We start from the raw sequence: 13062 nt of genomic DNA on the forward strand, positions 1-13062 counted from the left end.
CGGGCGACACCTCTACTACCGGGCGCGGGCCGGGGGTGGGTGCGGGTTCATGCGGCGTCCTCGATCCGGCGGGGTCGTTTGGCCCCGGCGCGCAGGCCGGAGGTGATCGTTTGCTCGGCCTGGCGTGGGCTGTAGGCGCGCAGCGCCAGGTGTCGGGCCGCCGCGGACAGCAGCACCGCGCGGGCCTCCGGTTCGGCCAGTGAGCCGCCGGCGACGAGCTGACCGAGTGCGACGGAGGCGATGTAGAGGCAGGCGTTGCGCTGCGAGGGTGCGGCGGTGTGCACCCGTGCTGTTTCAGCCCGCAGTGCGGCGTCGAGGTAGCGATCCCGCCGGCCGCTGCCGGGGCGGATCGGCCCGGCCGGCGCGCTCGGTGGCGGCGCCGGGCGCAGCCGCTGCAACAGCCACGCGGGCAGCTCGGCCGGCTCCCGGTCGTCGGCGACGGTGTAGACCCCGGCCGGGACGACGGAGCCGGCGGCGACGACGTACCCGCCGCGGGCGCGGGTGTCGATCTTCCAGCCGAGCAGGCCGGCGCTGTTGCGCAGCCCAGCCCCGGCCGGCGCCCGGTAGTAGAGGTGTCGCCCGCCCGACGGCGTGCCGACGGTGAAGGTGGCCGGCAGGATGGCGCCGGCCCGCTCGGCGAGCACCGCCAGGACCTCAGCGCCGCCGGTGGCGCCGGCCCACTCGGCGGGCGGGGCCTCGTCCGGGTCGTCGAGGTTCTTGCGGGTGTCGCAGTCGATCACGAGCAGCCCGGCGGGGCCGGTGGCGAGGCCGATGTTGAACGGGCCGGCCGACCAGGCGGCGCGGATGCGGGCGGGGTCGGTGGTGGCCCGCTGCTCCCAGCCCTGGTGCCCACCGGCGCAGGCCCCGGTGCGGGGGCAGCGGGTGTAGCCGTGCAGCGCGGGGCGCTTCGTCCCCGGGTGGAGCGGGAACACCGGCCACCCCCGGCCGGCGGCGCCCAGCGCCGCGTCGAGCAGGCTGGCGCGGTCTGGTTTGTGGGGTGCGCGGGTCATGACGGAACGACCTCCAGTGATGACAGTGAGTGACGGCAGGTGGGTGTGCGGGGCCGCGTGGCGGCCCAGGTCGGGCCGTCACGAGGCGGGGTGATCGGTGCGGTGCGGCGGGTTAGGCGGGCGGGTTAGCCGGCCGGGGTCGGGTTAGGTTTTTCACTCGCCCCGGCCGGTCGGGCGTTGACCTGCTGATCTGCGGAAAGTGATGGAGTGAGCCGGGTGAGGTCGGGCCGTTTCGGGCCTGGATCCGGCCGGATTCGGGGCCGTTCGGCCCGTCGGCGCCGACCTCACTCCCCCGGCGCGGCGGCTAGGCGTCGTCGTCGAGGTCGGCGGTGGCCCGCCGGGCCAGCGTGTCACGCACGGTGACCGGGTCGAGGGGCCAGCGGTTCCCGGTGGAGGGCACCTTGACCCCGTACTCGGCGGCCAGCCGGGCCCGCAGCGCCTTGCCGGTCAGCGCCCGGTACGGGGCCCAGCCCGGCGCGTAGGCGGCCAGCAGCGCCGGCACATCGGCCACCGGGACCGACTGGTCCCCGAGCACCGCGTCCAGGTCCTCCAACAGATCCCGCTCGGTCTCCACCGTCGGCGCGGCGGTGTCCGAGCCGGGCAGCGGGCGGCCGGCGCGGGCGATCGCGTCCAGGGCCCGGCGGATGATCGGGCTGATCTGGTCGTGCTCGCGGGAGACGTCGAGGTAGTAGACCTGCACGATCTCGCTGCGCTGCCCGCTGAAGCCCTTGACCACCGCGGTGCCGCGGTCGGTGCCCGGGATCAGCTCGGTGGCCCGGTGCCCGGCGGTGTAGGCGCCCTGCCCGAGCAGCGCGTCGTTCGCGACGTGGTCGCCGACGGCGAACGCGATCCCGTTCGAGCAGTTCCGCGTCACGTCGCGGGGCATCGAGTCCTTGGTCGGGGCCTGAGTGGAGACGACGAGGTGGATGCCGCGCTTGCGGCCGAGCCGGACGATGTCGACGAGCAGCTTGGCGATCTCCGCGCCGTACTCGGGGTGCTGGATCGCGACGTGGGCTTCCTCGAGCAGGCAGACCAGCGGATGCAAGCCCACGCCCTTGGAGGCGAACTCGCGGGTGACGGCCGGGATCTCGTAGCGCACCAACAGTTCCCCGCGGGTCTGCACCTCGGCGTGCAGCTCGCGCAGGTGCTCGCAGATCTCGGCGATCTTCTCGTCCTCCGCACCCATGACGTAGCGGGAGCAGCGCGGCCGGAAGGCCTCGAAGTCGAAGTTCGCATCTGGGACCCAGATCCGCAGCTCCGCCGTCGGATCGAGCGCGGCCCCGGCCACGATTACCCGGGCGGCGCTGGACTTGCCCTGGCCGGGCATGCCGCCGGTGAGGGTGTTGCGTTCCATCAGCGGCGCGGTGAGCGGGGTGCCGCGCAGGGTGCGACCGAACGGGACGCCCTTGAACACGTCCACCGCGCCGTCGTCGAGCAGCGGGTAGGGGCCGGCGCCCTCGGCCAGGGCGCCCTTGTCGGCCACCCACAGGTCCAGGATTCCGGCCTCGGCGCCGGTGGTCGGCCAGACTTCCTTGGCGAGGCGGTGCAGTCCGGTGGCGAGGTCGGCGCGGCGGCGGGCGATCCGTTCGGCGGTGACGCCGGCGGGCAGGCGGATCACCGCGTGGGTTCCGCGGCCGTCGACGCGGGTCGGGGTGAGGAACTGCAGCGGCATGCCCTCCTTCAGGTACGTGGTGATCTGGGTGATGCGCAGCGCGGACAGGGCGCGGGCGATGGTGGTTTCGTCGATCGCGGCGTCGCTGTCGGCCTCGGCCGAGGTGGCCAGCCAGGCCGGCGCCTTGCCGCGCCGGCGGCCCTCGCGCCAGGCCCCGAGCACGATCAGGACCGGCGCGGCCATCACCAGCGGAGTCCAGGCCAGCGCGACGGCGGCGAACGACCAGCGGATCACGTCCAGCAGCCCGGTGATGACGTTCGTGAACTCCCCCGCCCCGGACAGCTGCACTGCCCCGGCGATCGCCAGGATCAGCACCGCCAGCCCGGCCGCCGCGCCGAGCCCGACGCGCACGGCGGCGGCGACCATGGCCGGGAGGTCCATGAACCAGGCGTGGCGGCGCTGCGCGGCGGTCTCCTTGCGCTCCAGCCACTCGGCGAGGCGCTGCTGGTCGCCGACCGCCTCGGCGGCGCGGATCTGGCGGCGGTAGACGCCCATCGTGGTGGCGTCCCAGGCCCGGCGGGCCCAGGACTCGAACCCCTGGACCACCGTGACGCCCGTGCGGGCAGCCAGCCGGGCGCCCTGGGCCGGTCGCTCGGACTCGCGCAGGCCGGTGATCACGTGCACGGTCTGCCGGCGGGCGACCGCGCCAGCCCGGCGGACGAGCGCCGCCCCCGGCCGGCCAGCGCCCGTGGTCGGCCCGGCCACGGGGTCGCTGATCAGCTCGCCGTCCAGGACCAGCGGCGTCACCTCGGTGCCGGCTGCCTCGGTGGTACCGGCGCCGGCCGGGTGCAGGTGGACCACGTTGTCGTGCGGGTCGCGGTCGGGATCCGGGGTTGCGAGGAAGGTCGAGGTGCTCATCAGGCGGCCTCCTGCCGATCACCAGACACGGACACGGATGGGGATGCGTCGATCGGGACCAGCTCGGCCGGCACCGTCGAGGTGTTGGCGCGCAGGGCGGCGGCGAGCTTGACCGAGGTGCCGGCCGAGCAGCCCGTCACCTGCCGGCACCACCCCGGCGTCGGGTCCACCACCGCACCGGCCGAGCGGGCACGGTCAAGCTCGGCCCGCGCCTGCGCGAGGTAGTCGCCGAGCAGCCGCCGCGGGGTCGGCTTCCGCCGCGACCGTCGGGCCTGCGGGTGTTCGCGTGCCGGTTCGTGAACCGGCGCTGGAGCCGGTTCACGAACCGCGCCCGGGTTGGGCCGCTCGTCGGCGCCTGGCAGGACCGCGGTGACCGGCTCGTGAACCGGCGCACTGGTCGCGCCTGTCGACGCGGGCAGGGTGTGCTCTGTCAGGGCTCGGTGCACGGCCTCGGTGAGCCGGTCCCGCAGCCCCGGGCCGGTCTCGGCGGTGGCGAACACGACCAGCGGCGGCACCGAGTGCAGCACCACCCCGGAAGCCGAGAACGGCGCGTGCCCCAGCCCCCACGACGTCCAGGTGTTCATCACGTAGGTGGCGGCGAAGGTCAGCCACTTCGTCCGCCGGCCCCACGCCGGCAACGCCACCTGGTAGCGGGCAGTGACCTGCTCCGCGCGCAGCACCGCCAGCAGCACGAGGGACACCATGGGGTCGAGCAGCCACGCCACCCACCAGCCCGCCGACCAGGTCGGCGAGCCGGCCGCGGCGAAGGTCTGGACGTTGACCATGGTGAAGGCCAGGCCGAGCACGATGCCCGCCCACAGCAGCCCGTCGACCTGGGCGCGGACCTTCTCCACCCGCAGGGCGATCACGTCCCGGTCGGTGGTCAGCGCGCGGACCTGGGCGGCGTCGCGGGCCTCGGCCGCGAGCCGCGCGACCTTGCCGCCCGGCCGGTCCGTCGCGGCGCCGTTCGCGAACCGGGCTGGGATCGTTTCGTGTGTGGTCATCGGTGCATCCCTCCCCGGCCGAGCGAGCGCGGCCCGACCTCGGGGACGGTGAACAGCCGCGCCACCGCGGTCCCGGCGAACAGCGCCGGCGCCCCCAGCACCACCGCGATCACCGATGCCGGCGGGGTGAACGCGATCACGGCCCACTGCACCCCGACGATCAGCGCCGCGACCAGCAACGCCCGGCCGGCCGTGCTGGATCGGCGGGTGGCCGTGTGCACCACGCGTTCGGCCTTGCGGCCCGCCCGCGCCCCGGACCTCCACACGCTGATCAGTCCCAGCCCGGCCAGCACGACCAGGGCCACCGTCATCTGCTGGGTGCTCACCGGGCACCCCCGGCCCGGCGCGCCGGCGCGCCCGTTGCCGGGGCCGTGTTCGGCTCTACCATCGCTGCCTCTCCGTTCACCTGCTGGTGGTTGGGGAGACCCAGCCCGGCGGCTGCTTCCGCCAAGAACCCGTCGCCGGGCTGGACCTCGTTGGTGGTGTCTCGCCGGCAGCGCGGCGCCGAGCTCGCCATCAGGCGGCGTCCTCGCTCGGCGCCGACGTCGCGGCTTGCGCCGCAACCGCGCGCAGGGGTCGACGGCCCGGCCGGATTCCCGCGCGCTCTGCTTCGCTCATCAGCAGCCAGGACGTGGGGTGCGCGGTGCCCTCGCGGTCTAGCTCGGCGTCCACGTCGTGCTCGAGCTGTTCGATCGCGTCGAGCGTCAGCCCGTCCGGAGACCAGGACTCGACGACCGGGTCAAGGTGGTCGAGGGCGGCGAGCTGTGTGTGGTCGAGGTGGTGAACCTTCACGGCGCCATCCGTTCTGTAGTGCCACATGGCACGTTAAGATGCTATGTGGTGCTCGGTCTGTCAAGGGGTCCGTTTGTGGTGCTGTGGGGTGGCCTAAGCGGCCGGTAGCCTGGCGCGGTGGCGATCGATCAGAACAGCGCGGTGCCGCTGAGCGCCCAGGTCAAGACGGACATCGCCCGTCGGATCAGCTCCGGCGAGTACACCGTCGGTGAGAAGATCCCGTCGCTGCGCAGCCTCGCCGCCCAGTACTCGGTGGCCGAGCTGACCGTCCACGCGGCGGTGAAGCAACTCCAGTACGAGGGCGTCTTGGAGTCCGCGAGCGGACGGGGAACCTTCGTCCGCGCGGTGCCGACCACGGGGCCGACGGCGGTCAGTGGTGATCTCGCGGCAGTCGTCGAGGAGCTGCGCCGGGAGGTTGCCGAACTCCGCGATCGCGTCTCCGCAATCGAGGCGGAGAACGACAGTCGATGATCGCTCGCCAGGGCGTCCGTTCGAGGTCATGGCTACATAGGACCCCGGCTCCGGGGACGCTTGCACCGCACTTCGCGGGCCGCTTCCGGACGTCCCGGACGGTCCTCATCCCCACAAAACGTCCCAGAAACGTCCTTAGATGTGGATGATGGCCTCGTGCCAAATGATCGACTACGCGCCGCGATCGACGCCGCCGGGCTGACCATCGAGGACGTCTCGGCGCGCGCCGCTGTCGACCCCAAGACTGTCGCGCGCTGGGTCTACAGTGACGGCCGGCGCCCGCACCGCACCACCCGCCTGCGCGTGGCCAAGCTCCTCCAGGTCGCTGAATCCCACCTTTGGCCGACCAACGGCAGGGCACCGGCCGCCGGCTCCCCTGCCGTCGCCGAGCTGGTCCACCTCTACCCGACGCGGTCCGCCGTCCCCTTCACCCTGTGGACCGAGCTGATCCAAGGTGCGACAGAGGCAGTTGACGTCCTCGTCTTCTCCGGACAGTTCCTCGTCGAGCAATACGACCTGCTCCCGGTGATCCGGGCCAAATCCGCACGGGGCGTCCGGTTCCGGCTCGCGGTCGGCGACCACACGTCACCGGCCGTCGTGCAGCGCGCCGAGGAAGAGGGCACCACCGGCGGCCTGGAGGGCCGCATCCAGATGATGCGGCGCTACCTGCACGAGGTCGCCCACCTGCCGGGCGTCGAGGTCCGCACCCACGGGACGATCCTCTACAACTCGGTCTACCGATTCGACGACCAGGCACTGATCAATGGTCACGCTTTCGGATCCCTCGCCGGACAGAACCCGGTCATCCATATCCGGCGGGTTCCCGAAGGTGGCATGTGGGACCACTACATGCGCTCATTCGAACGAGTGTGGGACGTTGCCGTGCCGGAAACCGTGGAGGGCTAAGCGTGGGACGGATTGACTACTTCGACGACCCGGCCGCGCCGCCGGTCAACAGCGTCGTCCCGTCGGTGACCGTAGCCGTCCGCGATGACCAAGGCCGGCTCCTCCTGATTCACAAGGTGGACAACGGATTCTGGGCCCTACCTGGCGGCGGACACGACCCCGGCGAGAGCATCGTCGACACCGCCGTCCGGGAGGTCCGCGAGGAAACCGGGGTCGAGGTGCGTGTCACCGGACTCGTCGGGACCTACACCGACCCCCGCCACGTCATGCAGTATGACGACGGCGAGGTGCGACAGCAGTTCTCACTCTGCTTCCGGGCCGTGGTCGCGGACGACGCGGAAGCACCCCGCCCGGACGGAACAGAGACCAAGGCAGCGTCATGGGTCGATCCTCGGGAAATCGACTCGCTAAGCATCCATCCATCCATGCGCCTCCGGATCAACCATGCGCTCGACGACGCCCGGACCGGGCCCTACCTAGGCTGACCGCCGGCCAATCGCTGCTCAGTGCGTCGGATCGAATGCGCAAGGATCGGTCCCGCGGTCAGCCACGTCTTGTGCACCGGATCGTCGGCTGGGTAGCGGTCGAGGATCTCGGAGATCCGCTCGTCGTAGGTAAGGCGCTCCCCGGAGGGCCCTGTCGTCAGATCCGCGGTCACCAACGCGTCGAGCAACGGCCCATCGGGGGACGGAAACTCCGCCAGCTCCGCGCCGAGCCCACGCTGCTCGGCCTCGTATCGCGCCCCCGAGTGGTGCGCCACCAGATCGACGATGAGCGCCGGCCAGCCCTGATCACGAAGGTAGAGGGCCCCGTCGAGCGGGTGGAACCGCGTGTGACTGATCTCTGGCGAGTACCCGATATCGTGGAGCCACGCGGCAGCGACGAGATCGTTACGATCCGCATCGGGGATGGCGCCGATCAGCTCATCAGCGCGGGCTGCGACAGCCTGGACGTGCAACCACCGCCGGCCCAGCGGCGACACCAGTCGCTCAGCAAGCCGACGCGCCTCGGGGATGAAGTCCGCGGGCGTCGGAGTCGATCGTTCCGCGGGCCGCAGGCGGCCTGTCGTCCCAGGTGTCTCCACGACGGCCGACGCTACAGAGCCGACGCGGCCCTCGCCGCCGTTTACAGCGCACACGCCCGACCGTGTGCCTCCATCGGACCCACGTGCACGGACACACGGTGAGGTGCGGGCAACGGCCCACGTGACTTCTCCCCTGCCCCAGCCGTACTTCTGTCACTCTGTCGCTCGGAACCAGCTGAGCTGCCAGAACTCCGGTGACAAGACCGGTGACGGCCCTGTGACGGTCACTCCACGGAGGACCAAGACGCACTACTGCTGAATGATGCTCACGGAGCATCAAGGCACGCTCCGCGCTCCGCCAGTCCGGCCTCACCTTTCGGGTCCGCTCACTCGGCCGGAGCGGGCCTGCTGAGGAACTGCTAGTGACGACTGTCGCGCTACCAGAGCAGCGACAGTGTCACGAGTCACACGTAAGCTAGGTGGATGCCGAAGCTAGCTCCCATCAACCCCGCAGTGCTTGCATGGGCGCTTGAGGAGTCCGGCATGGAGTCGGATGCACTGGCAGCGCGGTCCAAGATTCCACCCGACCGGATGATTGAGTTCCTCGACGGCTCAACCCGTCCAACGACCACGGAGTTCCGTGCACTCGCGGGTAGCTTGCATCGGCCCTTGGCTTTCTTCTTTCTACCCGAGCCTCCCGAGAAGGCCGACCTCCTCGCAGCTTTCAGGAGTGGACAACCCACCAAGAAGTCGACGATTCGGCCGGAGGAACGGGACGCGCTACGAGCGACATCTAGATGGCAGGAAATTATCTCCTGGATTCGGGAAAAGTCGAGCGACCCACCGCTGGAGATTCCGCGAATGCCGACGGGAACGCGGTCTGCGGATGCTGCAAAAATCATCCTACACTGGCTCGACTGGGACTCTACTGCTCAACGAAAAGCGACGAGTTCAAGCGCCGTCCTCCGGATGGCGCGCGCACGAATGGAAGCACGGGGCGTCTTACTGCTGCAATTCTCCTCTCTTGAGCGCAACTCTTGCCGAGGATTTTTACTGCCTCACGACGCCGCTCCCGTCGTTGCCGTCAACACAAAGTACAATCCAGCTGCTCGACTGTTTACGGTTTTTCACGAGCTCGCACACCTCATCCGCGGCGATACCGCTATTTGCGACGATCCGAGGTCGAGCAGCACGGAGCGCTGGTGTGAGCAAACAGCAGCGCAAGTTCTCGCGCCAACAGATGACCTACTCCCGTATCTAGATCGGTGGGTTACTACCGGGAAAGTCACGTCTATAGACGATTGCCGGAGAATCGCGAATCGCTACAAGATATCACTACGTGCAGCAGCTGTCCGACTCATCAGCGTGGAACGTGCTGAATCCAGTCTCTATAGCCGGATCGACCGCGACACCGACTTCGAGAGCGGTGGACCGAACCCCAACGCTGAGCCTCAGACGACGCCAGTCCGACGAGTAGCAGCCCTCGGGAACGAGATTCCACGCGAACTGTTACGAGCGAGGGACCAGGGCCTGCTAACGACGGTCCAAGTGCGTCGCTACTTGAACGTCGACCCCGACCAACTGAACGACATCAGCTTCCGCCTCCAAACAGCAGACGCCGAGGCATAAGCGTGCACATTCTCGATGCCGACACATTGTTGGCGATTCCCGAACGTGCGCGAGATGGGATGCTCCACGAGCTCGTCGATGCAGTATGCGACCTAGTCCAGCGCGGCGAGGCAACTTTCCCCACGATGGTGAAGAATGAGACGGTCGCTCTCGCCGGCCCACAGCACTCCTCGTGGATACGGGCTGTGTCAGGGAGCTGCAGGCATACCTCGCCACCGTATGAGCGGGTTGTTGAGGTTCTTGCCGGTTGCCCGAGCGCTATGGACATTCGCCAAGAAGCCGAGCCATCTCAGGTGTACGTTGCTGCCACTGCCCTACATATAGCGTCGACATACGAGAACATAGTCGTTGTGACAGACGAGGTTTTGGAGTTGCCGGATCGCATGCCATTGGCTGCCGTCTGCGACACGATAGACATCAAGCATTGCACCGCATCCGAATTCTACGTCGAGTTTGACCTTCACCACTTAGTCGCAATCTAAAGCCTTAACGCCTCTCTGGCCCTATCGTCGAGATAGTGTCGCATAACTGGATCTGGCAAAGAATACTTCCCAGCCAAGAGTCCTAAGAGACGGTTCGCGAATAAAAGCAGAGTTCGCCCGGGTTCCCCCACTATGTACCCGTTCCCAGCGATTCTGGTAACTGGATGGGCTACACCGTCGACCACGACTGAACCGCCAGGAGGGATTGTGTCAAACTTTCTCCACGTGTCCGCGACTCTCTCACCTCCGCTATCCCGTTGATGTAGAGGGACAAATTCGATCGTATACGAGTCGGCGCTCTCGTCGGACCAACCAATCACACCTGGAGACACGATGCAGAGCACGTCAGGCCGGTCAGCGGCGTCCATAGCGCGAACATGGTCAGCCACTGTGCTTGGTGACGCCCATGCATGATAGGCAAAGAGACCAACCGTTGGCTTCGGCGTCTCGTCACTGGACTCCAATGCGCGTATCGCGGCCTTTTTCTCCTTGAACTCATTCAGGTCATCAGCAGCAAGTGTGGTCTTCACCTCGATAACGGTGGACACAACTTCGACCGGGAAAATCATCTGATTAACCTGGGCCATCACGGTTGGCTGCGAGGTGGGGTCATACAGAATGACGTCGGACTGCCTGGAGCGGCGGCTTTTTGAATCGATTACAATTCCAGTACCTACTCCAATACTCCCTGGAAGAAGGTTCTCGAGCAGTGTTATTAGTGCACCTTCATTTTCGCGGCCTTGCTCGCCCGCATGCCCAATCAACCGGTTGAACACGTCAACCTCTGCTTGGAGACGCCGCACGACGCCTCCCCAATACTGTTCGACTATCGAGATAGCCACTTCCGGATCCCACTCTCCTTGTGCCCGTGTGGGGCTGCGTCGCTGTCTCCCTCCACTCCGTCGAACAGATGATCATCCACGCCGCACCGGCGTCAACGGCGCCTATGGCGTCCCTGTGCGATGGCCTGGCGGCCGCTACTGTCCGCTGCCGCGATGAGGGAGCTGCCAGTTCGATGGAGGGGAAGAAGGGGCACGGGCTGGCGGTACTACCGCTTTGGCTACCACGCTGCCGGTACCGACGGACACAGATCGGCCGTGTCCCGACGGCCGACATCGAAGGACGACGTCACCGGACGTGGCTGAGCATTGCCATGCGGACTTTTGCAAGGCAGGGCTCACCGCCTGTCGGGCCAAACCACGCGGCTAAGCGGAACCTGACCGGCAAGCCGACTCTCAACTCTCTCTGTCACTCTCATACTCAGAGCGCCCTGACCTGCAACAACGCCTGTGACACGAGCGGTGACAGCAGAGTGACTGTCACCGCAGCGGGCTACACCCCCACTTACGCGGCCTGCCCCCGACGGTTTGAGCCGTGCCGAGGGCTTGCGGAAGTGGGCCGAGCGACGGCGCCTAGTAGGAGCATCCCGCAGGTCAGCGCGTCGATGCGCTGCGTCGGCTGAATGTTTTCCCAAACCGAGCCTCACTAGCGCGCCCAAGACTGGCGAGGCTTCAGATCAGCGTGGTGCTGCCGAAACAGGGGGTGACCGGCAGCGCTCGTCATCGGCCCGGGATCTCGGCCGCGCCCCAGCACGAGGACCGTCGTCCCGGTCAGGGCCCTCGGTGGTGCCCTCGATGTTTGCATGGCCCCGCCGCGTCGTCCTACGACGGAGAAGGATCCCCGGGGCAGTCCCGGGGCCCTCTCCGTCGTGTTCGGGTGACAGCGCGGTCAGGTGGCTGTCACTTGCCGAAGTTAATCGTGCTGCAGGTGACGGTCGCGTTCGCCGATGGCGGGACGGTGTTGGTGACCAGCGTCTTGCCGGTGTCCTTGTCGATGATCTCGCAGGTGAGACCCTGTGCGTGGTTGATGTCCTGGATATTGCCGCCACCGGTGGCGGTGAGGACAGCGGAGGCGCCGGTGACGGTCGTGTCGAGCGACCAGGGCGAGGGGACCTGGATGAGGCCGCCGGACCCGATGTTGCCCTGGGTGTAAGAGACAGTCACCTTCCCACCGTCGGTGGTCGACACCTTGTAAGTCACGTTGTGCACGCCGTTGAGGGCCTGGTCGGCGCCCTGCACACCCGCGTTGATGGCGCCGACGTAGAGAACGGTGGAGACGATTACGAGCACGAACCCAATGACGGAGGCGATCAGGCCAGCCAGCGCGACACCACGGTTGGTGGCGAGCCGCTTGCTGACCCGGCGGAGGCCGACCAGGCCGAAGATGATCCCGAGGATGGCCAGCGGGTAGGAGACGAACCCGAGGATCGGGATGAACGCGAGCACGATCGCGAGGATCCCCAGCACCAGCGCGGTGGTGCCCATGCCGTTCCTGGGTGCCGGACCGTACTGCTGCTGCGGCGGCGGGTACGGCTGACCGTATCCAGGCTGCGGCGGGTTGGGAGGCGGCTGCGACGAGCTCATCAAGTTCCCCTTGGGGGTCCGGTGTGGCGGCTTTGACCCCGATGTCGCCGGGACGTAGTCGGTTGTTACTGCATGTCACGATTCGGTGACGGCACGGCTTCAGTACCGCGTAAAGCTTGCGGTCACTTCTCCATCACCGGCGCTCAGAGGCGTGACGGCCTCGATCGGCCCCGACCCCGCGGGCATCATCCATGGCCATCCTGGATAAGCGAGGCCGGCCTCACGCTCGTCCGTGCGCACTCCCCAGCCCCCGCTGTTCCAGCGCTAAGCCGGCCCAAAGACGGCGGTGCACGGACATCCGCTACCAGGGCGGCACGACACTTCCGGGCGGCCTCGGCACTGGAGTCATCGCCGACAATGCGCTCAGGTGGCACGGCTGGTCCGGACCCCAGGTTGGGACTCCGCCCGCACTAGCGTCTCTCTTATATCTATCTGTCACTCTCATACTCATGTGGCCCTGACCTGCGGTTACGCCTGTGACAGTGAGAGTGACAGCCGAGTGACTGTCACTCGGCTGGCCGCGGGGCGGTCTCTCGCGATGACTGTGACTTCTGGGGTTTCCCGCCGGGGTTGTGCCCAATACGTGCCCAGATGGTCACTCGGCCCGCCGGGGAGAGACGCATCACCGCAGGTCAGAGCTGCGCTTCCGGCCGAAAAAGGCCCTCCCTCCGGAGGCGGGAGCGCAGGTTCGAATCCTGCCGGGGGCACCATCAGTGCCAACAGCCAGAACGGCCCCTCACCAGCTGAAACAGGGTGAGGGGCCGATCTTGTTGTGTCCGGGCGTCAGCGGC

At 68.3% G+C, this 13062-nt stretch carries 12 protein-coding genes; 4 read left to right on the plus strand and 8 right to left on the minus strand.

Features of this window, described 5'->3' with window-relative positions; genetic code table 11:
• Positions 1-47: 47 nt before the first annotated feature.
• The 5 genes from HF526_RS33010 to HF526_RS33030 all read right to left on the minus strand — a co-directional run bounded on the left by HF526_RS33010 (position 48) and on the right by HF526_RS33030 (position 5336).
• On the minus strand, positions 48-1010 hold the full coding sequence (locus HF526_RS33010; protein WP_169385585.1) for a bifunctional DNA primase/polymerase: 963 nt from the start codon (positions 1008-1010) through the stop codon (positions 48-50).
• Between the two features lie 304 nt (positions 1011-1314).
• Positions 1315-3540, minus strand: a complete 2226-nt coding sequence (locus tag HF526_RS33015; RefSeq protein WP_211178160.1) for an ATP-binding protein — start codon at positions 3538-3540, stop codon at positions 1315-1317.
• Complete coding sequence (locus tag HF526_RS34875) at positions 3540-4544, minus strand: uroporphyrinogen-III C-methyltransferase (protein ID WP_239029452.1); 1005 nt, start codon at positions 4542-4544, stop codon at positions 3540-3542. The genes HF526_RS33015 and HF526_RS34875 overlap by 1 nt, the downstream gene beginning before the upstream one ends.
• Positions 4541-4870: a hypothetical protein gene (locus tag HF526_RS33025; protein ID WP_169385586.1), complete on the minus strand. Its 330-nt coding sequence runs from the start codon at positions 4868-4870 to the stop codon at positions 4541-4543. Before HF526_RS33025 ends, HF526_RS34875 begins: the two co-directional genes overlap by 4 nt.
• 190 nt (positions 4871-5060) lie before the next feature.
• Positions 5061-5336: a hypothetical protein gene (locus HF526_RS33030; protein WP_169385587.1), complete on the minus strand. Its 276-nt coding sequence runs from the start codon at positions 5334-5336 to the stop codon at positions 5061-5063.
• A 117-nt stretch (positions 5337-5453) separates the two neighbouring features.
• Here HF526_RS33030 and HF526_RS33035 point away from each other — a divergent pair, with 117 nt between their 5' ends.
• From HF526_RS33035 to HF526_RS33045, 3 genes are all read left to right on the plus strand, one after another.
• Positions 5454-5807 carry a GntR family transcriptional regulator gene (locus HF526_RS33035; RefSeq protein WP_169385588.1) on the plus strand — a complete coding sequence of 118 codons (354 nt, stop codon included), beginning with the start codon at positions 5454-5456 and terminating at the stop codon, positions 5805-5807.
• Between the two features lie 141 nt (positions 5808-5948).
• Positions 5949-6713 carry a helix-turn-helix domain-containing protein gene (locus HF526_RS33040; RefSeq protein WP_338051919.1) on the plus strand — a complete coding sequence of 255 codons (765 nt, stop codon included), beginning with the start codon at positions 5949-5951 and terminating at the stop codon, positions 6711-6713.
• Between the two features lie 2 nt (positions 6714-6715).
• Complete coding sequence (locus HF526_RS33045) at positions 6716-7198, plus strand: NUDIX domain-containing protein (protein WP_169385589.1); 483 nt, start codon at positions 6716-6718, stop codon at positions 7196-7198.
• On the opposite strand, the gene HF526_RS33050 is transcribed toward HF526_RS33045, so the two are convergent.
• A complete protein-coding gene (locus HF526_RS33050; RefSeq protein WP_338051920.1) occupies positions 7186-7695 on the minus strand; it encodes an HD domain-containing protein in 510 nt (169 codons plus the stop codon). The genes HF526_RS33045 and HF526_RS33050 overlap by 13 nt on opposite strands.
• 1026 nt (positions 7696-8721) lie before the next feature.
• Between HF526_RS33050 and HF526_RS37590 the strand changes: the two genes are divergently transcribed.
• Positions 8722-9366 (plus strand): ImmA/IrrE family metallo-endopeptidase, encoded by a 645-nt coding sequence (locus tag HF526_RS37590; protein WP_420821677.1) that lies wholly within the window; start codon positions 8722-8724, stop codon positions 9364-9366.
• A gap of 478 nt (positions 9367-9844) precedes the next feature.
• Here the strand turns inward: HF526_RS37590 and HF526_RS33060 are convergent, their stop codons facing one another.
• Entirely contained in the window at positions 9845-10624 is a 780-nt protein-coding gene (locus HF526_RS33060) for a DUF6602 domain-containing protein (RefSeq protein ID WP_169385591.1), read from the minus strand.
• 963 nt (positions 10625-11587) lie between these two features.
• Complete coding sequence (locus HF526_RS33065) at positions 11588-12172, minus strand: DUF4190 domain-containing protein (RefSeq protein ID WP_169385592.1); 585 nt, start codon at positions 12170-12172, stop codon at positions 11588-11590.
• Positions 12173-13062 lie beyond the last annotated feature (890 nt).

The organism is Pseudonocardia acidicola (assembly GCF_012911935.1).
GTDB classification, from domain to species: Bacteria; Actinomycetota; Actinomycetes; order Mycobacteriales; family Pseudonocardiaceae; genus Pseudonocardia; species Pseudonocardia acidicola.